General features: G+C 60.7%; 24 protein-coding genes. 12 read left to right on the forward strand and 12 right to left on the reverse strand.

Annotated elements, in window-relative coordinates:
* Window positions 1–99 precede the first annotated feature (99 nt).
* A complete protein-coding gene (locus tag CXQ82_RS08195; protein WP_065874885.1) occupies window positions 100–429 on the forward strand; it encodes a YXWGXW repeat-containing protein in 330 nt (109 codons plus the stop codon).
* A 7-nt stretch (window positions 430–436) separates the two neighbouring features.
* Here CXQ82_RS08195 and CXQ82_RS08200 read toward each other — a convergent pair whose 3' ends face one another.
* The 3 genes from CXQ82_RS08200 to CXQ82_RS08210 all read right to left on the reverse strand — a co-directional run bounded on the left by CXQ82_RS08200 (window position 437) and on the right by CXQ82_RS08210 (window position 1,533).
* Window positions 437–811: a hypothetical protein gene (locus tag CXQ82_RS08200; protein WP_101267778.1), complete on the reverse strand. Its 375-nt coding sequence runs from the start codon at window positions 809–811 to the stop codon at window positions 437–439.
* 72 nt (window positions 812–883) lie between these two features.
* Window positions 884–1,279, reverse strand: coding sequence for a PIN domain-containing protein (locus tag CXQ82_RS08205; protein WP_101267780.1), 396 nt, complete (start codon window positions 1,277–1,279; stop codon window positions 884–886).
* A complete protein-coding gene (locus CXQ82_RS08210) occupies window positions 1,276–1,533 on the reverse strand; it encodes an AbrB/MazE/SpoVT family DNA-binding domain-containing protein (protein ID WP_101273741.1) in 258 nt (85 codons plus the stop codon). The genes CXQ82_RS08205 and CXQ82_RS08210 overlap by 4 nt, the downstream gene beginning before the upstream one ends.
* Before the next feature lie 155 nt (window positions 1,534–1,688).
* On the opposite strand from CXQ82_RS08210, the gene CXQ82_RS08215 reads away from it, so the two are divergent.
* Window positions 1,689–2,081 carry a RidA family protein gene (locus tag CXQ82_RS08215; RefSeq protein WP_101267782.1) on the forward strand — a complete coding sequence of 131 codons (393 nt, stop codon included), beginning with the start codon at window positions 1,689–1,691 and terminating at the stop codon, window positions 2,079–2,081.
* A gap of 4 nt (window positions 2,082–2,085) precedes the next feature.
* On the opposite strand, the gene ppnN is transcribed toward CXQ82_RS08215, so the two are convergent.
* Entirely contained in the window at window positions 2,086–3,459 is a 1,374-nt protein-coding gene (gene ppnN, locus CXQ82_RS08220) for a nucleotide 5'-monophosphate nucleosidase PpnN (protein WP_025856956.1), read from the reverse strand.
* A gap of 146 nt (window positions 3,460–3,605) precedes the next feature.
* Window positions 3,606–4,430, reverse strand: coding sequence for an aspartyl/asparaginyl beta-hydroxylase domain-containing protein (locus tag CXQ82_RS08225; RefSeq protein ID WP_101267784.1), 825 nt, complete (start codon window positions 4,428–4,430; stop codon window positions 3,606–3,608).
* A gap of 308 nt (window positions 4,431–4,738) precedes the next feature.
* Here CXQ82_RS08225 and fabV point away from each other — a divergent pair, with 308 nt between their 5' ends.
* Window positions 4,739–5,932, forward strand: a complete 1,194-nt coding sequence (fabV, locus tag CXQ82_RS08230) for an enoyl-ACP reductase FabV (protein ID WP_101267786.1) — start codon at window positions 4,739–4,741, stop codon at window positions 5,930–5,932.
* Between the two features lie 141 nt (window positions 5,933–6,073).
* On the opposite strand, the gene CXQ82_RS08235 is transcribed toward fabV, so the two are convergent.
* Entirely contained in the window at window positions 6,074–6,979 is a 906-nt protein-coding gene (locus CXQ82_RS08235; RefSeq protein ID WP_101267788.1) for a LysR family transcriptional regulator, read from the reverse strand.
* A gap of 103 nt (window positions 6,980–7,082) precedes the next feature.
* Here CXQ82_RS08235 and CXQ82_RS08240 point away from each other — a divergent pair, with 103 nt between their 5' ends.
* Window positions 7,083–8,252, forward strand: coding sequence for an aspartate aminotransferase family protein (locus tag CXQ82_RS08240; RefSeq protein ID WP_101267791.1), 1,170 nt, complete (start codon window positions 7,083–7,085; stop codon window positions 8,250–8,252).
* 22 nt (window positions 8,253–8,274) lie between these two features.
* Here CXQ82_RS08240 and punR read toward each other — a convergent pair whose 3' ends face one another.
* The gene (gene punR / locus CXQ82_RS08245) at window positions 8,275–9,189 is read right to left on the reverse strand and encodes a DNA-binding transcriptional activator PunR (RefSeq protein WP_101267793.1); all 915 of its coding nucleotides are present in this window, start codon (window positions 9,187–9,189) and stop codon (window positions 8,275–8,277) included.
* A gap of 122 nt (window positions 9,190–9,311) precedes the next feature.
* On the opposite strand from punR, the gene punC reads away from it, so the two are divergent.
* On the forward strand, window positions 9,312–10,496 hold the full coding sequence (gene punC, locus CXQ82_RS08250; RefSeq protein WP_101267795.1) for a purine nucleoside transporter PunC: 1,185 nt from the start codon (window positions 9,312–9,314) through the stop codon (window positions 10,494–10,496).
* A gap of 81 nt (window positions 10,497–10,577) precedes the next feature.
* Here the strand turns inward: punC and CXQ82_RS08255 are convergent, their stop codons facing one another.
* On the reverse strand, window positions 10,578–11,411 hold the full coding sequence (locus tag CXQ82_RS08255) for a nucleoside-binding protein (RefSeq protein WP_101267797.1): 834 nt from the start codon (window positions 11,409–11,411) through the stop codon (window positions 10,578–10,580).
* Window positions 11,412–11,568: 157 nt separating this feature from the next.
* On the opposite strand from CXQ82_RS08255, the gene CXQ82_RS08260 reads away from it, so the two are divergent.
* Window positions 11,569–13,071 (forward strand): nucleobase:cation symporter-2 family protein, encoded by a 1,503-nt coding sequence (locus CXQ82_RS08260; RefSeq protein WP_101267799.1) that lies wholly within the window; start codon window positions 11,569–11,571, stop codon window positions 13,069–13,071.
* Between the two features lie 62 nt (window positions 13,072–13,133).
* Here CXQ82_RS08260 and CXQ82_RS08265 read toward each other — a convergent pair whose 3' ends face one another.
* Together CXQ82_RS08265 and CXQ82_RS08270 are read right to left on the reverse strand one after the other, a co-directional pair.
* Window positions 13,134–14,066, reverse strand: coding sequence for a proline iminopeptidase-family hydrolase (locus CXQ82_RS08265; RefSeq protein ID WP_101267801.1), 933 nt, complete (start codon window positions 14,064–14,066; stop codon window positions 13,134–13,136).
* Between the two features lie 92 nt (window positions 14,067–14,158).
* Window positions 14,159–14,923 (reverse strand): LuxR family transcriptional regulator, encoded by a 765-nt coding sequence (locus CXQ82_RS08270; protein ID WP_101267803.1) that lies wholly within the window; start codon window positions 14,921–14,923, stop codon window positions 14,159–14,161.
* 183 nt (window positions 14,924–15,106) lie between these two features.
* Between CXQ82_RS08270 and CXQ82_RS08275 the strand changes: the two genes are divergently transcribed.
* The 6 genes from CXQ82_RS08275 to CXQ82_RS08300 are packed head-to-tail and all read left to right on the forward strand — an operon-like array spanning window position 15,107 to window position 21,267.
* A complete protein-coding gene (locus tag CXQ82_RS08275) occupies window positions 15,107–15,994 on the forward strand; it encodes a proline iminopeptidase-family hydrolase (protein WP_101267805.1) in 888 nt (295 codons plus the stop codon).
* Window positions 15,995–15,997: 3 nt separating this feature from the next.
* Window positions 15,998–16,945, forward strand: coding sequence for an ABC transporter permease (locus CXQ82_RS08280; protein ID WP_101267808.1), 948 nt, complete (start codon window positions 15,998–16,000; stop codon window positions 16,943–16,945).
* A complete protein-coding gene (locus CXQ82_RS08285; RefSeq protein WP_101267810.1) occupies window positions 16,942–17,799 on the forward strand; it encodes an ABC transporter permease in 858 nt (285 codons plus the stop codon). The genes CXQ82_RS08280 and CXQ82_RS08285 overlap by 4 nt, the downstream gene beginning before the upstream one ends.
* Window positions 17,796–18,752: an ABC transporter ATP-binding protein gene (locus CXQ82_RS08290; RefSeq protein WP_101267812.1), complete on the forward strand. Its 957-nt coding sequence runs from the start codon at window positions 17,796–17,798 to the stop codon at window positions 18,750–18,752. Before CXQ82_RS08285 ends, CXQ82_RS08290 begins: the two co-directional genes overlap by 4 nt.
* Complete coding sequence (locus CXQ82_RS08295; RefSeq protein ID WP_101267815.1) at window positions 18,749–19,720, forward strand: ABC transporter ATP-binding protein; 972 nt, start codon at window positions 18,749–18,751, stop codon at window positions 19,718–19,720. Before CXQ82_RS08290 ends, CXQ82_RS08295 begins: the two co-directional genes overlap by 4 nt.
* 32 nt (window positions 19,721–19,752) lie before the next feature.
* The gene (locus tag CXQ82_RS08300; RefSeq protein ID WP_101267817.1) at window positions 19,753–21,267 is read left to right on the forward strand and encodes an ABC transporter substrate-binding protein; all 1,515 of its coding nucleotides are present in this window, start codon (window positions 19,753–19,755) and stop codon (window positions 21,265–21,267) included.
* Window positions 21,268–21,420: 153 nt separating this feature from the next.
* Here CXQ82_RS08300 and CXQ82_RS08305 read toward each other — a convergent pair whose 3' ends face one another.
* Complete coding sequence (locus tag CXQ82_RS08305) at window positions 21,421–22,161, reverse strand: YciK family oxidoreductase (protein ID WP_101273742.1); 741 nt, start codon at window positions 22,159–22,161, stop codon at window positions 21,421–21,423.
* 192 nt (window positions 22,162–22,353) lie between these two features.
* Complete coding sequence (gene mupP, locus CXQ82_RS08310) at window positions 22,354–23,025, reverse strand: N-acetylmuramic acid 6-phosphate phosphatase MupP (RefSeq protein WP_101267819.1); 672 nt, start codon at window positions 23,023–23,025, stop codon at window positions 22,354–22,356.
* Window positions 23,026–23,028: the final 3 nt, after the last annotated feature.

Below are 23,028 nucleotides of genomic sequence, written 5' to 3' on the forward strand. Positions count from 1 at the left end.
CCTGTTAAAACTTACCCAGGCCAAGCAGGAGCATGGCTGTAACAAGGGGGAATTTTTTCCGGTTTGCAGGTAGTGGGCGTCAGCGCCCGAGGGTTTTGTATGTTGCTACGTTATGCAGCATTGGCGGCCGTGGTCGTCGCGGCATCCGGGTGTGTTCAAGAGCGTGTGGTGCATGAGCGCAGGCCGGTGCAACGTGAGTATGTAGAAGTCGTGGCGCCGCAACCGCCGCCTGTGCAAGTGATCGAAGTCGAGCCGCCGGTGCGCTACGGCTATGTATGGTCACGCGGTTACTGGCGTTGGGACGGCGGCCGTTACGTCGCGGTTCACGGCCATTGGGAGCCAGTGCGCGAGGGCTATCGCTATGTGCATCCGCACTGGGTGCAACGCAACGATGGTTACCACTGGCAGGGCGGTGGCTGGGTTCGCTGAGCCCTGGTTAGCCCGGTTTCTGGGTGCCCAATAACCGAACTTCGCGCAACAGCGCGGCACCGAGCTGGTCGGTGCCGAGTTCCCGGTAACCCACGGCCTTGATTTCGCCGTTCTCTTCCGCCTGGATGATGATCACCGGCGTCTCTTTGCCAGTGGTTTCGTCGATGTGCATCGCGTACTGGGGAATATCCAGCTTGATCGGCGTACCTGCTGCCTGGCCTTTCACATTGATCAGGAACGCCGCACAACCGCTGTCGACATCCAGGCTGGTGGCAGAGCGACCGCTCACAAAGCAGGTTTGCGGCAGTTCGGGCCAGGTGATGGTGTTGGCCTGGGCGAACGTTGGCGCGATCACCAAGGCGGCGAGAAGAAGCGTACGCACGTGGGGATTTCTCTCGATCAAGGGGTAGATGCGGTTTTTACCAAAGCCTGCCCTTTGCCGCAACGCTGCGACTCACGCCAGCCGTTTCATGCCTGCAGCCTTGGCCGCATTGAGGTCGAAGGTGGCGGTGTACTCGCAACCGGCGGCGTGGGCGCAGCGCTCGATCAGGCAGTCGGCGAAGTCGGCTTTGTTGGCGGAAAATCGTCGCAGTGCCTGCCAGATGACCTCAGCGTGTTCGATGGTCAGTTCGCGGGTGCGCAGTAGCGTTTCGAGTACCGTGACCACATCGCTCTTGGCTGACTGGTAGCAGCTCTGTAACACCCAGACCAACTCGACTACCGACACCAGGCTGACAAACCCCGGTGAAAACGCGGTGAAAGATTCGATCAACTCGCAGGCCTTGGGGGATTGAACCGGATCGTCCTGGGTCACATAGCGCACCAAAACGTTGGTATCCAGGCCGATCATCCAGCTTTCGCTCCCTGTGTTGCAATGGCGCGGTTCATGTCCTCGATGGAGACTGCCCTGACGGGCTTTTGGATCAGCCCCTTGAGGTCGTGAACGGTTTTGCTCGCGGCAATCATGGAAAACTTGCCGTCTTCCATTTCGACAAATTCAACCCGGTCCCCGGTTTCCAGGCCCAGGGCAGTCCTGACTTGGATGGGAATGGTGATTTGCCCTTTTGAGGTCAGTGTGGCGGTTGCCATATCGAAAATCTCCATCGTGATACGCCTTACCTTAGGGTAAGGAATTATGGAGGACAAGATCCGTTGGTCCATAGGTCGCTCATCTGGTGTGGGTTGAAAGGAACAGGTAAAAAGATAGCCCGTTTCCTCCCGTCGACACGTCTGAACACGACCGAAAAGAGATACCGCATATGACTGACCGCCACCTCGTCATCCCGACCGCCATGCTGCCGATTGTCGAGCGCGCGGGCTACGTGCCCGCCGTCAAGGTCGGCAAGACGCTCTACTGCGCAGGGCAGGTGGGCCGCACGCCGGAACTGGCCGTAATCGAAGACCCCGAGGCGCAATTCGTTGCCGCCTGGGACAACCTGCGGGTGGTATTGGAAGAGGGCGGCTGCACCTTCGAAGACGTGGTGGACATGACCACCTACCACGTCAATATGAGCCAACACATGGCGGTTTTTCGGGAGGTGAAAAACCGCCTGTTCCCACGTGGGCATTGCGCCTGGACCACCCTAGGTGTGTCCGAACTGGCGCATCCCGGGTTGCTGGTGGAAATCAAATGTGTGGCAATACAGCGCTGACTGATTACTGCACCACGCGATAACACGGCACATACGCCGCGCCGCCCGGCAGCTTCATGCGATGCTGGGCGACAAACGCCTGCAGCAGCTCGTCCAGCGGTTTCATGATGGCCGGGTCGCCGTGGATTTCGTACGGGCCGTTCTGCTCGATCAGGCGGATGCCCTTGTCCTTGACGTTGCCGGCCACAATCCCCGAGAACGCGCGGCGCAGGTTGGCCGCCAGTTCATGGGGCGGCAACGCGTGGCTCAGTTGCAGGCTGGCCATGTTTTCGTGGGTGGGGTCGAACGGGCGCTGGAAGCCCTCGTCGATCTTCAGCAGCCAGTTGAAGTGGAACGCGTCGTTGCGCTCGCGGCGGAACTGCTTCACCGCCTTGAGGCCGGCGGTCATCTGGCGTGCCACTTCCGCCGGGTCGTCGATGATGATCTGATAGTGGGCCTGCGCCGCTTCGCCCAAGGTGGCGCCGACGAAGGCATGCAACTGTTGCAGGTACGGGGCGGCGTGTTTTGGCCCGGTGAGGATGACCGGGAACGGCAGGTCGCGGTTGTCCGGGTGCATCAGGATGCCCAGCAGGTACAGGAACTCTTCGGCGGTACCGGCGCCGCCCGGGAAGATGATGATGCCGTGGCCGACGCGTACGAAGGCTTCCAGGCGCTTTTCGATGTCCGGCAGGATCACCAGTTCGTTGACGATCGGGTTCGGCGCTTCGGCGGCGATGATCCCCGGCTCGGTGAGGCCCAGGTAGCGGCCGCCGGTAATACGTTGCTTGGCGTGGGAAATGGTCGCGCCCTTCATCGGACCTTTCATTACGCCAGGGCCGCAACCGGTGCACACGTCGAGGCTGCGCAGGCCCAGTTCGTGGCCGACTTTCTTGGTGTATTTGTATTCTTCGGTATTGATCGAGTGCCCACCCCAGCACACCACGATTTTCGGCTCGACACCTGGGCGCAACGTGCGGGCGTTGCGCAGCAGGTGGAACACGTAGTCGGTGATGCCTTGGGAGTTGCTCAGGTCGATGCGTTGGCTGTCCAGCTCGTTCTCGGTGTAGACGATGTCGCGCAGGGCGCTGAAGAGCATCTCGCGGGTGCTGGCGATCATTTCGCCATCGACGAAGGCGTCGGCCGGCGCATTCAGCAATTCCAGGCGTACGCCGCGATCCTGCTGGTGGATACGCACTTCAAAGTCTTTATAGGCGTCGAGGATGGTCTTGGCGTTGTCGATATGCGCGCCGGTGTTGAGGATCGCCAGGGCACATTGGCGGAACAGGGTGTAGATGCTGCCGGTACCGGCTTCGCTCAGTTGCTGGACTTCACGTTGGGACAGGGTTTCGAGGCTGCCCTTGGGGCTGACGGAGGCATTGATGACTTGACGTTGGGGCATTCTGATTCCTTGAAAGCACAGCCACCGCGCCCGTGCGGGGCGATGGCTTGAGAATGATGGGTGCCGATCACGGCACACGAGACGGTTATTTACCTCAGGCGCAAGGCCGAGCGCAAATGCCGTCTACCACCATCATGCCGCAGAACTTACTGAATCAGCTTCCAGTTTTTGTAGAAAACCCGACGCAGGGTAAAGACCATCCCGGCAAACCCCGCGATCACGGCGTTGAGCACCAAGGGTACGGGTGTTGGCCGCACGATATCGATAAACAGGCAGTAACGCTTTGCGTCGTTTTTGTTGAAGGACGCGTGCATCAACGTGTCATCGAAGATGAACAGCGGGTCGTCGTGCCAGTAATGCTTGTGCTTGCCCACCTGGATGTAGACGCCGTCGTGATGGGGCGCCGGGGCCATGTTGTAGAGCACACGGAACATCATGCGCAGCGGGCCGAAGTGAAACGAGGTGGAGCGGTTTTCGTTGAATACCGAGACACCGATGGTCTTCACGAACGGCAGCTTTTCGCGCAGTTGCGGGATATCCAGGGTGGTCTCGATCGACCGCCCATACCACTGGAAGAACAACATGCCGCGCTTTTTCTCGGCCATCCGCTCATCCAGGTAGCCGATGATCTCATCCTTGTGGGCCATGGCATCGTTGATCACTTGTTGCAGGTCTTCACGCCAGGCCGGTGGCAGGTCGCGCATCGTATAAACGTGGCGGTTGCGCGAGCTCAGCAGGTCGAACAGCGTGTTGAACGGCGCCAGCAGCCAGGTGTTGCGGCCGCTGCCGACAAAGTATTTCTTGATCGTGGGCGCGTCGTACAAACCGTTGCGTAGGAAATCGTAGATACCGCAGACCAGCACCAGGCAGAGAAACACCAGCGTGGTTTCAGGGAATACATCGATAATCAGCAGTACGCCGAGTACCCAGGCGACCGAGATCGCCTTTTTACGCAAAGCAGGCTTGTTCATGACACAGCTCCAGGAGGGCGCCATTCGACAGGTCCGGATCCCTGGCTGCGAGTGGTGGGGGTTTTGAAACATATTGAAACAACTACGTCATGATAAGGCGTTCTGCGGCGGATTGGCGTTTTAAATAGTGCGAAATTGTGAAGGCATTACGCAGATTTGCACGGTGTGAACGCTGTGTGGGATTGGATTTTGTAAACAGAACATTTGCGACTATCGTGACGCTTCGGTTTTTCAGGCGTCATAGACCGGTACGATTAAGTTGAATGGCCACCACTGGCCTTCGGCACCTTGGAAGAGGCAGAAATTTTATGATCATCAAACCGCGGGTTCGTGGCTTTATCTGTGTGACCGCTCACCCTGTTGGCTGTGAAGCGAACGTCAAGGAACAGATCGACTACGTGACTCAACACGGCGTCATCGAAAGCGGCCCGAAAAAGGTGCTGGTTCTCGGCGCTTCCACCGGCTACGGCCTGGCCGCGCGCATCAGTGCTGCGTTTGGCTGCGGCGCCGACACCCTGGGCGTGTTTTTTGAGAAAGAAGGCGAAGAAGGCAAGCTGAGTTCCGCCGGCTGGTACAACAGCGCCGCGTTCGAGAAGTTTGCCGTTGAAAAAGGCCTGTACGCCAATAGCATCAATGGCGACGCGTTTTCCGACGAGATCAAGCGCCTGACCATCGAAACCATCAAGAAAGACCTGGGCAAGATCGACCTGGTGGTCTACAGCCTGGCCGCGCCACGCCGTACCGACCCGCAAGGCGTGGTGCACAACTCCACCCTCAAGCCGATCGGCAAGGCTGTGACCCTGCGCGGGATCAACACCGACAAGGGCGTTGTAGTCGACACCACCCTGGAACCTGCCACCCAGGAAGAAATCGACGGCACCGTCAAAGTGATGGGCGGCGAAGACTGGCAGCTGTGGATCGACGCGCTGCGTGACGCCGATGTGCTGGCCGAAGGCGCCAAGACCACCGCGTTCACCTACCTTGGCGAGAAGCTGACCCAGGACATCTACTGGAACGGCTCCATCGGCGAAGCCAAGAAAGACCTCGACAAGAAAGTCCTGACCCTGCGTGACAACCTCGCTGCGCTGAAAGGCGACGCCCGTGTGTCGGTACTCAAGGCCGTGGTCACCCAGGCCAGCTCGGCGATCCCGATCATGCCGCTGTACCTGTCGCTGCTGTTCAAGGTGATGAAAGAGCAGGGCACCCACGAAGGTTGCATCGAGCAGGTCTACGGCCTGTTCAAGGACAGCCTGTACGGCAGCCAGCCGAAACTCGACGCCGACGGCCGCCTGCGCGCCGACCTGGCCGAGCTGGAACCGAAGGTTCAGGACGCCGTCGCGGCGCTGTGGAACCAGGTCACCGACGACAACGTCAACGAGATCAGCGACTTTGCCGGCTACAAGGCGGAGTTCCTGCGCCTGTTCGGCTTTGAGATCGACGGCGTGGACTACGAGGCTGACGTGAACCCGACTGTGAAGATCAATGGCCTGATCCAGGCCTGAACACCCCGTTAATAAATGTGGGAGGGGCGGTGCGACGATTCGACTTGCCCCCGATGGCGGAGTGTCAGTCAGCCTATGTATGACTGACACACTGCCATCGGGGGCAAGCCCCTCCCACATTTTTGCTTTGCATACACATTGTTACCGCGCCCACTTTTCCATCGCGAAATCCACAAACGCTCGCAGCTTCGGCAAGCGATAGCGGTCCTGGCGATACAGCAGGTGCATCGGCCGGCTGGGCAGTTGGTATTCGGTCAACAAGGCCACCAGCTTGCCGCTCTCCAGATCTGGTTGCACCAATGCATCGGCCAGCATGATGATGCCCATGCCGTTTACGGCCGCCTGGCGCAAGCCTTGCGAACTGTTGATGGTCAATGAGCCAGACACCGGAACCTCCACCTCACCGCCCTCGCCAGTCATGCGCCAGAGTTTATCGGTATCACGCCAGTTGTCGGTCGCAGGGTAAGCGAACGCCAGGCAGTCGTGATGCTGCAGCTGCTCGGGCGTTTGCGGCGTGCCACGTCGCGCCAGGTAGGCAGGAGATGCGCAGAGGGTGAGGGTGTACGCTTGCATGGGCCTGGCGATCAGGCTGGAGGTTTCCAGTTCGCCGAGCCGGATCGCCACGTCGAAGCCGCTGTCGACCAGGTCCACGCGCTCATTGCTCAGCTCTACGTACAGGTTGATCTGCGGGTAGCGCTGGGAAAATTCGCTCAGCGCGGGTGTCAGCCGTTCGGTGCCGAACACCGGTGGGGCGGTGATGCGCAGGGTGCCCTTGGGCACGTCGCTGTGGGCTTGCTCGGCGAGTTGTTCGGAGTCGGCCACCAGCCCCAGCACTTCCAGGCAGCGCTGGTAATACTGCCCGCCAAATTCCGTAAGGCTTTGTTTGCGCGTGGTGCGCTTGAGCAGGCTGACGCCCAGGCGCTGTTCGAGGGCGCGCAGGTGGTTGCCGACCATGGTGGTCGACATCCCGCAGGCGTGGGCCGCCGCCGTCATGCTGCCGGCCTCGACCACTTTTACGTACACCGACATTGCCTGGAACAAATCCATTATCAAGCCCTGGTTTAAAGTCATTGCAGGAAAGCACAGTTTATCCAGCTGAGGTGGCTAACGATACTTCAACCACCCTTACGCTGCACTGGAGCCTGCCACCATGACCGCCGCCTGCCTGATGACCACTTATCAACCCATGGCCTTGAGTTTTACCCGTGGCCTGGGCACGCGCCTGTGGGACAAGCAAGGCCGCGAATACCTGGACGCGGTGGCCGGCGTGGCGGTGACCAACGTCGGGCACTCTCATCCGAAACTGGTGACAGCCATCAGCGAACAGGCTGGCTTGCTGTTGCACACGTCCAACCTCTACAGCATTGACTGGCAACAGCGCCTGGCCCAGCGCCTGGCCCAGTTATCCGGCCTGGACCGCGCTTTCTTCAATAACTCCGGCGCCGAAGCCAATGAGACCGCGCTGAAACTGGCGCGCTTGCACGGTTGGAAAAAAGGCATTGAGGAGCCCTTGGTGGTGGTGATGGAGAATGCCTTTCATGGCCGCACCTTAGGCACTATGGCGGCCAGCGATGGGCCATCGGTGCGCCTTGGCTTCCAGCGCTTGCCGGGGGATTTTCTCAAGGTCAGGTTTGGTGACCTGGCGGCGATTGAGGCGCTCACCGAGGCATTCGGCGCGCGTATCGCGGCGGTCCTGCTGGAGCCCATCCAGGGCGAAAGTGGCGTGCTCCCCGCGCCTCCCGGGTATTTGCAGGCCCTGCGCGACCATTGCACACGCCACGGCTGGCTGATGATGCTCGACGAAATCCAGACCGGCATCGGCCGCACCGGCCGCTGGTTTGCCTTTCAGCATGAAGGCATCGTGCCAGATGTGATGACCCTGGCCAAAGGCCTCGGCAATGGCGTGCCCATCGGCGCCTGCCTGGCCCGTGCCGCCGTGGCCCAGCTGTTTACTCCAGGCAGCCATGGCAGCACGTTCGGCGGAAACCCGCTGGCCTGTCGGGTCGGCTGCACAGTGCTGGACATTATCGAAGAGCAAGGCCTGTTGCAGAACGCCGCACAACAGGGGGAACGCCTGCTGGCGCGCTTGCGCATGGAGCTGGCTGACCACCCGCGGGTACTGGCGATTCGCGGGCAAGGCCTGATGATCGGTATCGAACTGGCCAGCCCTTATCGCGACCTGGCGCAGCGTGCCGCCGAGGAATATGGACTGTTGATTAACGTGACGCGGGGGAAAGTCATTCGCCTGCTGCCACCGCTGACCCTGGATGCAAAAGAAGTCGAGATGATCGTAAGGGCCATCACCCGACTACTGGATTGAAACCCGATCAAAATGTGGGATTTCACAGGCCTGGGCCATTCAGCCATTCTTGATTCATGGTTTGTGTATCTCCCAGGTACTCCAGCAACCACGCCATGGCCGGGGACAGCTTGTTCTGTGCCCAGGCCACGCACGACGGGCTGGCGGGGAAGGGCCGGGTCAGTTGCAACGCCACCAGCTCACCGCGCTCGATCCACGGCAGCACCTGATGCGCCGGCGCCATGCCGACGCACAGGCCGTCGCGCAGGCAGTCGATGGCCGAAGCCCAGTTGGGCACCACCAGGCGGCGCTGGTTATCCAGGGTCCAGGTGTCGCGCTTGGGCAGGTTGCGTGACGTGTCGGTCATGCACAGCGAGGCGAAGGGCCGCAGTTGGTCGTCACTGAGCAAGCCTTCCACGCTCGCCAACGGGTGCCGCGCGCTGACCACACACAGCCAGTTCAACAAGCCCATATCGCGAAACGTAAAGTGGCTGGCCACCGGCACCGCGCTGGTGGCGCCGATCACAATGTCGGTGCGCTCATCCGCCAGGGCATCCCACACGCCGTTATACACCTCATATTCCAGCAGCAATTCCACCTCCGGGAACTGCCGATAGAAATCCAGCACCAACTGCCGGCAGCGTTGGGGCTTGACGATGGAGTCCACCGCCACCTTCAACTGGCCGCTCCAGCCATTGGCTACCTGCTGGCACAAGCGCCGCGTACCGAGCATTTTTTTCATCACGCCACGGGCTTCGTCTATAAATAGACGGCCGGCCGGGGTCAGTTCGACGTCGCGATGGCGCCGCACAAACAGTGGCACCGCCAGCCATTCCTCGAGTTGACGCACGGTGTAGCTGATGGCCGACGGCACGCGGTGCAATTCCTGGGCGGCGGCGCTGAAGCTGCCATGGCGCGCCACGGCATCGACTACATCCAGGGAATATTCAGACCACATAGCAGTTGCCTTCAAAATTATTGATAAGAGCGCCCAATTATTCTCGCTTCACACAAAATCTGTCAGCTTCATAATAGGCGCCAGTCAGCAAATAGTTTGATGGCAGTACCTACAAGGCTTCAATGAAAAATTCTTTTGGTTTCACCTGGTATCTGGCGGGGCTGAGCATGCTCGGTTATCTGGCCATGGACATGTACTTGCCGGCGTTCGGCGCCATGGGCGAGCAATTGCAGATTGGCGCGGGCGCGGTGGGTGCCAGCTTGAGTATTTTCCTCGCCGGCTTCGCCGTGGGGCAGTTGCTCTGGGGGCCGTTGTCCGACCGGCTGGGGCGCAAGCCGATCCTGCTCGCGGGCCTCGGTTTGTTTGTGCTCGGCTGTGCAGGGATGTTCTGGGTCGAGACGGCGCCGCAGTTGCTGGCCCTGCGTTTTATGCAGGCGATTGGCGTGTGTTCCGCCGCTGTGAGCTGGCAGGCGCTGGTGATCGATCGCTACCCGGCGGACAAGGCGCACCGCGTGTTCGCCAGCATCATGCCGCTGATGTCGTTGTCGCCAGCACTGGCGCCGCTGCTGGGCGCGATGGTGTTGAATCACTTTGGCTGGCAGGCGATCTTCGGCGTGTTGTTGGGGGCGTCGCTGCTGTTGCTGGTGCCGACGTTGTTCCTGCGCCCTTTGCCGAAAAGCCCTACGCAAGCGCCAGCACGCCTGGGTTATGCGCAGTTGCTCACCTCCCGGGTATTCACCGGCAATGTGATGATCTTCGCCGCGTGCTCGGCCAGTTTCTTCGCCTGGCTCACCGCGTCGCCCTTTATCCTTGGCGACATGGGCTACAGCCCGAATGACATCGGGCTGAGCTATGTGCTGCCAACCCTGGCTTTCTTGATCGGCGGCTACAGCTGCCGCAGCGCCTTGCAGCATTTCCAGGGCAAGACACTGCTGCCCTGGCTGCTGCTGGCCTATTGCATCAGCATGCTGGCGTTGTACCTGGTCGCGACCTTGACTGTGCCGAGCCTCACCACCCTGCTGATTCCGTTCTGCCTGATGGCGTTGGTCAACGGCGCCAGCTACCCGATTGTGGTGGCGAATGCGCTGATGCCGTTTGCGGAAAATTCCGGCAAGGCGGCGGCACTGCAAAACACCCTGCAACTGGGTTTGTGCTTTCTCAGCAGCCTGCTGGTGTCGTCGATGCTGGAGCAGCCGTTGCTGATCACCGTGATTGTGATGCTGGCGACCGCGCCGTTGGCGGTGTTGGGTTATTGGCTGGCGCGGCCCAAGGTGGATGGCTCCCAGATGGCCACTGAGCTGGAGTGATAATACATTTTAAAATGTGGGAGGGGCGGTGCGACGATTCGACTTGCCCCTTCCTACATTTTGACCGTGTTTCATCGGGGGTTAGAAGGTGACTTCCATGTTGACCGTTGGTGTGGAGGTCCGGGTACCCCGACCGCCATCCACACCGAATTTGTTATGCCAGTACTCGTAACCCACCCCCAGGTACAGGTTCGGCTTCACGCTTTTACCTGGCCGCACCGCCACCATCAGCGCCGTGCGCATCAGCGCTTCCGGCGCAGTATCACGGCCATGGTAGTCCTCGCCTTTTTCCCCGACGTAGTTGATGAACCCCTGGAATTTCGCCCCATGGTTGGCGATCTCGAACGGGCGCATCCACGTCAGGTTGAGCATATAGGTGTCGTCAAAGGTGTGGTTTGACTCCTGTGCACCGGGGATGCCGGTGTGGTTGCGTTCCTTGTAGTACATCAGGCTCAGGTCCAGCACCCCGACAGTGTTGAACTTCAAGGTGGGGCCGAGCACCAGTGCGCGCTTTTTCGCCGAGGCGAAGTTGTTGTTGCGGTTGGCGTCGAAGCCCAGGGTCAGCGCGTAATCCTTGATCAACCCCGTGCCCTGCGGCTGATCGAATACGCGCGATGCGTATAGCTGATGCCGGTACACCGCATACACCTCGCTGCCACCGTGATCGGTGCCCTTGCGCGGGTCACGGCTGTCGGACAGAAACACGTCCAGGTTGAGGAAATTGCTGCCGTAGCGGTAGCCGCTGGCGTGGGTGAAGCTGTAAATGCGCTTGCTGAAGTCGTCGGGGTTATTCGGGTTGGTGAACTGCTGGCCGTAGCGAAAACCGACGCTGTTGTTCATCCATTCCACCGCGACAGCCTCCCCGCCGCCGAGAAGGGTGAGTGCAACGGTTGCGCCCTGTAATGCCTTTTTCATGGTTCTGATCCTTTGGCGTTCTGGCTCATCACGGCCGGATTATTTTTGTAACGCCGACGGAGGGTATCTTGTTCGATTGATTGTATACAACTCTATGGACATCTAGTCCTAACATTGCATACAGTGGCCGCACAACAAAAACAGAGAACCCCTCACCATGACTATCCCGAAGGCGTCACCGCAGCGGCCAGAAGATGAGAATCTCGGCGTCGCCGCCAACATGGCTTATGGCCTGCAGCATGTGCTCACCATGTACGGAGGCATCGTCGCGGTACCGTTGATCGTCGGCCAAGCGGCGGGTTTGTCGCCGGCGGATATCGGTCTGTTGATTGCCGCGTCGCTGTTTGCCGGTGGCTTGGCCACGCTGTTGCAAACCCTTGGGTTGCCGTTTTTTGGCTGTCAGCTGCCGTTGGTGCAGGGCGTTTCGTTTGCCGGTGTGGCGACCATGGTGGCGATTGTCGGCAGCGACGGCGCCGGCGGGGTGCCGGCGATTCTCGGGGCGGTGATGGCCGCGTCGTTGATCGGTTTGCTGATCACGCCGATATTTTCGCGGATTACCAAGTTTTTCCCGCCGCTGGTCACCGGCATTGTGATCACCACCATCGGCCTCACCCTGATGCCGGTGGCGGCACGCTGGGCCATGGGCGGCAATAGCCGCGCGGCGGATTTCGGCAGCATGCCCAATATCGGCCTGGCGGCGCTGACCCTGGTGCTGGTGCTGTTATTGAGCAAAATCGGCAGCGCCACCATCTCGCGCCTGTCGATCCTGCTGGCGATGGTGATCGGTACCGTGATTGCCGTGTTTCTGGGCATGGCCGACTTCTCCGGCGTGGCTCAGGGGCCGATGTTCGGGTTTCCCACGCCATTCCATTTCGGCATGCCGACCTTTCATATCGCGGCGATCATTTCCATGTGCATCGTGGTGATGGTGACCCTGGTGGAAACCTCGGCGGATATCCTGGCGGTGGGTGAAATCATCGACACCAAGGTCGACTCCAAGCGCCTGGGCAACGGCCTGCGCGCCGATATGCTGTCGAGTATGTTTGCGCCGATCTTCGGCTCGTTCACCCAGAGCGCGTTCGCCCAGAACGTTGGCCTGGTGGCGGTGACTGGGGTGAAGAGCCGCTTTGTGGTGGCCACGGGCGGGCTGTTTTTGGTGATCCTCGGCCTGCTGCCATTCATGGGCCGGGTGATTGCGGCGGTGCCCACCTCGGTGCTGGGCGGTGCCGGGATCGTGCTGTTCGGTACGGTAGCGGCCAGCGGTATTCGCACGCTGTCCAAGGTGGATTACCGCAACAACATGAACCTGATCATTGTGGCAACGAGCATCGGTTTCGGCATGATCCCCATCGCCGCGCCGAGTTTCTACGACCATTTCCCCAGCTGGTTCGCGACCATTTTCCATTCGGGCATCAGTTCGTCGGCGATCATGGCGATCCTGCTGAACCTGGCGTTCAACCACTTCACCGCGGGTAACTCGGACCAGCAGTCAGTGTTTGTCGCGGGGACCGAGCGCAGCTTGTGCTTCCGCGATGTGTCGGAGTTGCGTGATGGGGATTACTTCAAAGGCGGCAAGTTGTTCGATGCCGAGGGCAGGGAGATTCCGCTGGTGGCGGATGCTCCAAGAAAGACCGCAAAGGCCGAAACCACAGAGGTCTGAAAATGTGCGAGGAGCAGTGCGACGATTCGACTTGCCCCTCCCACATTTGAATTCAGCCGATCTCAGCCGGCCTTGAGTGCTTTGTAAGGCACCGAACACACCTCATCCAGAAACTTCACCACTGTCCCCATGCACGCCTGGCGTTCTTCCACGTGGGGCATGTGGCTGGAGTCTTCAAACAGCGCCCAGCGCACGTCGGCGATTTCCTCCAGGAACGGCTTGACCACCAGCGGCGTGGCCTCATCATGCCGACCGGAAATCACCAAGGTGGGCACATTGATCGCCGACAGACGGCCAATCGACTTCCAATCCTTCAGGCTGCCGATTACATGGAATTCGGTGGGGCCGCTCATGGCGTGGTACACCGTGGGGTCCGAATCAACCTGGGCAAAGGTGCGCGCCACTTCTTCCGGCCAAGGGTTGACCCGGCACACGTGGTGGTCATAGAACACCCGCGAGGCGGTGAGGTATTCCGGGTCCTGATAGGTGCCCAGGGCTTCATGCTTGAGCAGGGTTTCATGCACGCCTTCGGGCAATAACTTGCGCAGGCGGTTGGCTTCGCTGACCCAGGTGCGCATGCACGTCGGCGCGTTGGCCGGGATGAACGCGCGCAGGCCCTTGGGCTGCAGAATCGCGTGCTCACTGCCGAGCATGCCGCCCCACGACTGGCCGAGGATCGCGTAGTTATCGCTGATTTGCAGGTGATCCAGCAGGTTATCCAATTCTTTCAGGAATAGCTCGACGGTCCAGAAGGACGGGGCTTTTTCGGGCAAATGAGTGGAGCGGCCGTTGCCCAACTGGTCGTAGTGGATCACGGCGTGGCCGCTGGCGGCGACGTCTTTGAACGCATCGACATAGTCATGGGTGCAGCCGGGGCCGCCGTGGATGACCACCAGGGGGGTGAGGCCGCTTGAGAGGTCACCGGTCACGCGGTACCAGGTCTGGTGGTCGCCAAACGCCGCATACCCTTCGCGGATTTTTTCGATGAATTCCATTTCGTACCCTGCTCTGAAAAAAAAGATCAGGGTTACGATAAACCGTGCGCGACATTCAGGTAACTAGCAAAACAGCTAGGTTTTTCCGCGGTTCAGTCTTCGAGCAGGCGGTAATGGGTGGCGCGGACCACCGCCTGTACGCGATTCCTGGCCCCCAGTTTGTGCATCGCCGAGGCCAGGTGCAGGGTGACCACTGCCAGGGAGCGGCTCAATTGGGTGGCGATTTCGGCGGCGGTGAGGCCGTCGGCCGCCCATTTGAGGCACTCGCGTTCGCGTTTAGTCAGGTGAATATGCGGGTAGGTGCGTAGCTCTTTACTGAACAACGGGTAGGCCGCTTCCTGCAAGGCATGGGAAATCAGGCTGAAATCCGACAGGGTCTTCTGCACATCCCGCAACACGGTGCGGGCTGTGCCGGTACGCAGGCCCGTCAGCGACGCGAAGCCGCCACGGGGCAAATGCATTGGCACGCTCACGCCGCAGGTCAGTTGCTGGTCATGCAGGTAGGAGGACACCGGGGCGTGGCAAGGGTCGATGATCTTTTGCAGGGCCGTATCGGCCTTGGCCTCGTAGGACCACACAAACGGCGACACCGTACTCAGCGCCAGGTGTTGCACCGGGTCGATCTGGTAGTAGCCTTGGCTGCACCATAATGCGTGCCAGTCGGGCGGGGTATTGCGCAATTCCAGCACCGAGGGGGTGATCAATGCACCTTCCTGGTCGATCGGCACCGGGGTGTAGTCATAGACCAGTGCGTCGAAGCCCAACTGCTGGGCGAGGATAAAACTGTTGTCCATCTGCTCATCCAGGCTCCTGCCCGGCATCAGACGATTGTTGAAGGCAGTTAGCTTGGCCAGCATCCGTTCTGCTCCCGAATTCATTTGAATCTCGACTTGCTGCAAGTAGAATGCCACGCCCCGGCGAAGGACTGCCAGGCCAAACCTATAAGAAATACTAGGTTATGGACGCACGGCTTCCTCGGTAGTGTTGGCCTGATAAACGGCCGCTACCTGCCAGGCCGATACAACACAAGGAATGTATGCATGTGGCGTGAAATTGCCCCCGACCAGCAGTACAACGTGCAAGTCGATGGCCATAACCTCGTGGTCTACAGCTTTGGCGAAGGCGATGAGGTGCTGCTGTGCCTCAACGGCGGGCCGGGCCTGCCGTGTGACTACTTGCGCGACGCCCATGGCTGGCTCAAGGACCATAACCTGCGAGTGGTTGCATTCGACCAGCTTGGCACTGGCGCTTCTGCCAGACCAACCGACATTTCCTTGTGGGAAATAGGCCGTTATGTCGAAGAAGTCGAAACCGTGCGCCAGGCCCTGGGCCTTGGCCGTGTGCATCTGCTCGGGCATTCCTGGGGCGGCTGGCTGGGTATCGAGTACGCCATTCACTATCCCGACGCGCTGAAAAGCCTGATCCTGGAAAACACCGTGGGTGACATTCCACACCTGTCCCAGGAGTTGGAGCGCCTGCGCGGCGCCCTCGGCAGCGAAACCGTGGCCATGATGCAACGCCATGAAGCCATGGGCACCCTGGACCACCCCCAGTACCAGGCCGCAATCACCTTGCTCAACTATCGCCACGTATGCCGCCTGGACGAATGGCCCGAGCCGGTCAAGCGCTCCCTCGGCGATTGGAACATGGGGCCCTACGAAACCATGCAGGGCCCCAACGAATTCCTCTACGTCGGCAACCTCAAGGATTGGAACCGCATCAAGGAGATGGCCGACTTCAGGATGCCGATGCTGATCACCACCGGCCAGCACGACGAACTCACCCCGGCCTGCGCCATGCGCATGAAGATGGCGGCCCGGCACGCCGAGTTGCATGTATTCCCCAACAGCAGCCATATGCCGTTTTATGAAGAGCCCCAGGCGTATTTTCCGGTGCTGCTGGACTTTCTCGCTCGTCATCGAGGCTGACGGATGAACCTGGCGCGCTACCGTTTTGTATTGTCCCGGCCGCTGCAATTGCTGCCGGTGCTGTTTGGCATCAGCCTGATTACCTTTGTGCTGGTGCGCTCGATCCCCGGTGACCCGGCGCGTGCCCTGCTGGGCTCACGCAGCACGCCGGACGCCTTGCTGAAAATCCGCGCCCAGTACGGCCTCGACCAGCCGTTGTGGCTGCAATATTTCTACTTTCTGAAAAACCTGCTCAAGGGCGACCTCGGCCAGTCGCTGCTGTACAAGGTCGATGCCTTGAAGCTGATCGTCACGCGTATCGAACCGACCCTGGTGCTGGTGCTCGGCAGTGTGCTGCTGGCGTTGCTGATCGCGGTGCCGCTGGCCACCGTGGCGGCGCGCAATAAAGGCGGTTGGGCAGATAACCTGATCCGCGTGTTCACCACCGTCGGCCTGGGCATGCCGGCGTTCTGGCTGGGCTTGATGCTGATCCTGTTGTTCAGTGTGCAGTGGGGCCTGTTCCCCGTGTCCGGCTATGGGCGGACCGTGTTGGACAAGGCCCACCACATGCTGTTGCCCTGCCTGACCATCGCCCTCGCGCTGTCGGCAGTGCTGGTGCGCAACCTGCGGGCCAGCATGTTGATGGAGTTGCAGGCTGATCACGTGACCGCTGCCCGGGCGCGCGGGCTGTCCGAGGCGGCTGTATTCCGGCGCCATGTGTTGCCTAACTCGCTGGTGCCGGCGGTCAACCTGCTGGCGGTGAATATCGGCTGGTTGATCAGTGGCACGGTGGTGATTGAAAGCCTGTTCGCCATTCCCGGCATCGGCCAGTTGCTGGTGCGTGGCATTTTCACCCGTGACTACATGGTGGTGCAGGGCGTGGCCATGGTGCTGGCCTGTGCGACGGTGGTGGTCAACTTTATCGCCGATGTGGTGACGGTGGCCCTGGACCCGCGGGTGAAGATGCAATGAGCAGCCGCCCGTTGATTGCCCCGTGGCGCTTGCGCCTGCGCTTTGGTTTTCGCAATGGCCGCCTGACCGCCGCCTGGGGCCTGTTGATTCTCTTGGTGTGGTTGGCCCTCGCTGTGTTTGCGCCATGGATCGCGCCGTATGACCCGATTGCGCAGAACACCGATTTGAGTTTGCTCGGGCCGAGCCTCGCGCATCCCTTCGGCACAGACAACTACGGCCGGGACATTCTGTCGAGGGTGATCTGGGGCGCGCGGATCGACCTGCAACTGGCCGTCGTCGGGGTGATTTTCCCGTTCATGATCGGCACGTTTATCGGCGCGGTGTCCGGTTATATCGGCGGGCGTTTCGACAGTTTCTGCATGCGTGTGATTGACGTGATCCTGGCGTTCCCGTTCCTGGTGTTGATGCTGGCGATCATGGCCATCCTTGGCCCGGGCTTGCAGAGCTTTTATATCGCCATGGCGCTGGTGGGCTGGGTGTCGTATGCGCGGCTGATCCGCTCGCAGATCCTGGTGCTCAAGGAAAGCGACTTTGCCCTGGCCGCCAAGAGCCTGGGCTTTGGCCATGGGCGCATTCTGTTTCGTCACCTGTTGCCTAACGCCATGTTCGGTTCGATTGTGTTTTCCATGTCGGACGCGGTGCTGGTGCTGCTCAACGGCGCGGCCGTGAGCTACCTGGGCCTTGGCGTGCAACCGCCGACCGCCGAGTGGGGCACGATGGTCGCCGAAGGGCAGGCGTTCATCACCACCGCCTGGTGGATCTGCACCTTTCCAGGCCTGGCTATCGTAACCCTGGCCATGGGCTTCAGCCTGTTGGCCGATGGCGTGGCCCAAGTGCTGGGGGATCGCGCATGAGTCTGTTGCAGGTCCGGGACCTGAGCGTAATCGCCAACAGCACCGGGCGCGATGTGACCCTGGTCGACCGCGTGTCCTTCGACCTGGCCGAAGGCGAAATCCTCGGCCTGGTGGGTGAGAGCGGTTCGGGCAAGACCATGGCCTGTCGCGGCCTGATGCGTTTGCTGCCGTCGCCGAGCCTGCGGGTGCAAGGCGGCGCAGTACGGCTGGCCGGCCAGGATCTGTTGCAACTGGACGATGCCGGCATGCGCGCCGTGCGCGGCGGGCAACTGGGCATGATTTTCCAGAACCCCAGCAGCCATCTGGACCCGCTGATGCGCATCGGCGAGCAGATTGCCGAGGGCATCCGCCTGCATCAAGGGGCATCGAAAAAAGACGCGCGCCGGCAGGCCATCGAGGTGCTGCGCCAGGTCGGTATTCCTGACCCCCAGGCGCGGGTCGACAACTACCCCCACGAGTTTTCCGGCGGCATGCGCCAGCGCGCGATGATCGCCGTGGCCCTCGGCTGCAACCCTAAAGTGCTGATCGCCGACGAGCCGACCACGGCCCTGGATGTGACCGTGCAGGCGCAGATCTTGCGGTTGCTGCTGGACCTGCGCGACCAGCGCGGCCTGTCGATCATCATGATCACCCACGACCTTGGCGTGGTGGCGCAGACCTGTGACTCCATCGCGGTAATGTACGCCGGGCGCCTGTGCGAACACGGCAGCAAGTACGAGCTGTTGGCCCATCCGCAGCACCCTTACACCGCCGGCCTGATCGACTGCCAGCCGGCCCACAGCAGCGGGCACGCATTGCTGCGCACCATCCCTGGCCAGCCACCGTTGCTGGATGCATTACCGGCCGGTTGCCGCTTCAACCCGCGCTGCCCGCAGGTGGGCGCGTTATGTACCGAGGTGCTGCCGGAAGGCGCGCGCGTCGCCTGTCATTACCCGCTGGGAGTGCACCCATGAGCCTGTTGCAAATCAAGGACCTTGAAGTGCGCTTCGCGGCGTCCGGCAGCGGCCTGTTTGGCTTGAACAAACAGTGGGTGAGGGCGGTGAACGGCGTGTCGCTGAACCTGGCCGCCGGTGAAACCCTGGGCCTGGTCGGTGAGTCCGGCAGTGGTAAAAGCACCCTGGGCCGGGCGATTTTGCACCTCAACCCGATCAGCGCCGGGCAGGTGTTGTTTGACGGTATCGACATGGCCCACGGCAGCGCCATCGACATCGCCCGCCTGCGGCATGAAACCGCGATGATCTTCCAGGACCCTTACGCAGCACTGAACCCGCGCCACACCATCGGCGAAACCATCGCCGAAGTGCTAAGGGTGCAGCGCAAAGTCAGCCCGCAGCAAATCCCGGCGCGCGTGGTTGAGCTGCTCGACCTGGTAGGCCTGCGCCCCGAGCTGGCCGGGCGTAAACCCGGCTCCCTCAGCGGCGGCCAATGCCAGCGCGTGGGGATCGCTCGGGCATTGGCGGTGGAGCCGCGCCTGATCATCGCCGATGAATGCGTGGCGGCGCTGGATGTGTCGATCCAGGGCCAGATCATCAACCTGTTGCTGGAACTGCAACAGCGCATGAACCTGGCGATCCTGTTTATCGCCCATGACCTGGCCATCGTGCGCCGCCTGTGCGATCGCGTGGCGGTGATGTACCTGGGCAAGATCGTCGAAGAAGGCCCGGTGGAAGCGGTGTTTAGCGCGCCACGCCATCCGTACACGGCGGCGTTGATCCAGGCGATTCCCGAGATTGATCCGCATCGGCCGTTGCCTACTGAGCCTTTGCCGGGTGAGCCACCGAGCCCACTGAATTTGCCTACAGGCTGTGCCTTTCACCCGCGTTGCCGGCATGCCCGGGCCATGTGTTCCGTGGTGTTGCCGCCGACCCATTTCCTGCACGAGCATCGATACAGTTGCGTGCTTGAAGAACCTTTGCTTTAACCCTCTGCCATTCATTAACAAGGAGTTGTGATATGCAATCGCGCCACTTGAAGTTGCTTGCCGCCGCTACGTTAACCGCTTGGTCGCTGACCGCCGGCTTCGCCCAGGCCGCCGGCGTCCTGACCATCGGCTGCCGTGAAGACAGCACCACGTTCGACCCGATCAAAAGCGCGCAAAACCGCGACACCTGGGTGTTCGCCAACGTCTACGACACCCTGGTACGCGTGGACAACCTGGGCACCAAGATGGAGCCGGGCCTGGCTGAAAGCTGGGAGATCTCCAAGGACGGCCTGACTTACACTTTCAAGCTGCGTGATGCGAAATTCTCCGATGGCTCGGCGATCACCGCCGCCGACGCGGCGTTCAGCCTGTTGCGCATCCGCGACAACAAAGCCTCGCTGTGGGCCGACCCCTTCAACCTGATCAACACCGCCAAGGCCGCCGACCCGAAAACCCTGGTGGTCACGCTCAAGACTCCAGCCGTAGCTTTCCTCTCGCAACTGGCGTCGCCGACGGTGTCGATCCTGTCGGAAAAAGCCATGACCAAAATGGGCGAAGACGCTTACTCGGAAAACCCGGTGACGTCCGGCGCGTTTACCGTGGACGAATGGCGCAAGGGCGATCGGGTAATCCTGAAAAAGAACCCGAATTTCTGGCAGGCCAACAAGGTCAGCCTGGATGGCGTGGAGTGGGTGTCGGTGACCGACGACAACACACGCATGCGCATGGTGCAGAACAACGAACTGGACACGGCGATCTTCGTACCGTTCTCGCGGGTTGAAGAGCTGAAGAAAGACAAGAACGTGGTGATCCACTCCGACCCGTCCACCCGTGAAGATCACCTGCTGATCAACCACGAACACGGCCTGCTGGCCAAGCCGGAAGTGCGCCAGGCGCTGGACATGGCGATCGACAAGCAATCGCTGGTCAAAACCGCCACGTACGGTCAGGGCACCGTGGCCTATTCCTACATCCCGAAGGGCTCGCTGTACCACTACGCCAACAACCTGCAACGCCCGTATGACCCTACCGAGGCCAAGAAGCTGCTGGCCGCTGCCGGTGCCAAGGACTTGAAGCTCAACTACGTGGTCAACGCCGGCAACGAAGCCGACGAGCAGATTGCGGTGATCATCAAGGACCAGTTGGCCAAGGTCGGCGTAACGGCCAACCTGCAGAAAGTCGACCCGACCCAAAGCTGGCAGATGCTGGTGGACGGTGAGTACGATATTTCGGTGATGTACTGGACCAACGACATCCTCGACCCGGACCAGAAAACCACCTTCGTGTTGGGCCACGACACCAACCAGAACTACATGACCCGCTACAAGAACGACAAGGTCAAGGATCTGGTGGCGGCGGCGCGCATCGAGGCCGACCCGGTCAAGCGTGAGCAGATGTATGTGGAATTGCAGAAACTGGCGAAACAGGATGTGAACTGGATTGATCTGTACTACAGCCCGTACATCAATATCTCACGCAAGAATGTGAGCAACTTCCTGCAGAACCCGTTGGGGCGCTTCACCCTTGAAGAAGTCGTGAAAAACTAAAATCCAGAGAACACTGCAATACAAAATGTGGGAGGGGGCTTGCCCCCGATGGCAGAGTGTCAGTCACTTAATAAGCAACTGAACCACAGCTATCGGGGGCAAGTCGAATCGTCGCACCGCCCCTCCCACATTTGATCTCTATTGTTTCAGGGATTACTGCGCATCAAACGCCTGCCCATTGATGCCGCTACTGTCCGGCCCCATCAGGTACAGGTACACCGGCATGATTTCTTCCGGGGTCGGGTTATCCGTCGGGTTCTCCCCCGGATACGCCTGGGCGCGCATGCTGGTGCGCGTAGCGCCTGGGTTGATGCTGTTGGCGCGAACCGGCGCAACCGTGTCCAGTTCGTCGGCCAGGGTTTGCATCAAACCTTCGGTGGCAAACTTCGACACCCCGTAAGCCCCCCAATACGCCCGACCCTTGCGCCCGACGCTGCTGGAGGTAAACACCACCGACGCGTCCTGGGACAATTTCAGCAGCGGCAGCAGCGTGGCTGTCAGCATGAACATCGCGTTGACGTTCACGTGCATCACCCGCATGAAATTCTCGCCGGACAACTGTTCGATCGGCGTGCGTGGGCCGATGATCGAGGCGTTGTGCAGCAGCCCGTCAAGGTGGCCGAATTCCTTTTCGATCATTGCGGCCAGCTCATCGTATTGATGGGGCAGGGCGGTCTCCAGGTTGAAGGGGATCACCACTGGCTGGGCGTGGCCGGCCGCTTCGATTTCGTCGTAGACCTGGGCCAGGTTGGCTTCGGTCTTGCCCAGCAACAGCACGGTGGCGCCATGGGCGGCATAGGTCTTTGCCGCCGCCGCGCCAATCCCGCGACCGGCGCCGGTCACCAGGATGACCCGGCCTTTGAGCAGTTCTGGACGTGCGGAGTAATCAAACATAAACATCCTCGACAGAATTCAGTAGGTGACCAGCACTCAGGCATTGCACAGATCTAAATGTGGGAGGGGGCTTGCCCCCGATGGCAGTGGATCAGTTAGCAGATACAGTGACTGACACTCAGCCATCGGGGGCAAGCCCCCTCCCACATTAGATCTTCAACAGTCAGTAAGATCAGTAAGCTCTTCGAGCAATCAGCAACTGCACAACGCGTTATCCAGCACCTTGCGCAACTCCAGCGGGTGGTCCACCACCACATCCGCACCCCAGTGGCGTGGGTTGTCATCCGGGTGGATGTAGCCGTAGGTGACCGCCGCCGTGCGGGTGCCGGCGTCGCGGCCGGACTCGATATCGCGCAGGTCATCGCCCACGAACAACACGCTGGCCGGGTCCAGGCCGAGCATCTTGCACGCCAGGATCATCGGCTCCGGGTCCGGTTTGCTGTTTTTTACGTGATCAGGGCAGATCAGCAGCGCCGAGCGCTCGGCCAGGCCCAGCTGCTGCATGATCGGCTCGGCAAAGCGCAGCGGCTTGTTGGTGACCACGCCCCACACCAACTTGGCTTTCTCGATGTCTTCCAGCAGCTCGGCCATGCCGTCGAATAGTTTGCTGTGGACCGCGCAGTCCTTGAGGTAGCGCTCGAGAAACTCCTGGCGCAGCTCCTCAAAGCCTGGCGACTCCGGGTCCATCGAAAAGGTCACGGCGACCATCGCCCGCGCACCGCCGGAGATTTCATCGCGGATGTGCTGGGGGTTGATCGGCGCCAGGCCACGGTCGGCGCGCATGGCCTGGCAAATGGCGATAAAGTCCGGCGCGGTGTCCAGCAGGGTACCGTCCATATCGAAGAGAACCGCTCGCAACTTCACAGG

The organism is Pseudomonas sp. S09G 359 (assembly GCF_002843605.1).
Taxonomy (GTDB): domain Bacteria; phylum Pseudomonadota; class Gammaproteobacteria; order Pseudomonadales; family Pseudomonadaceae; genus Aquipseudomonas.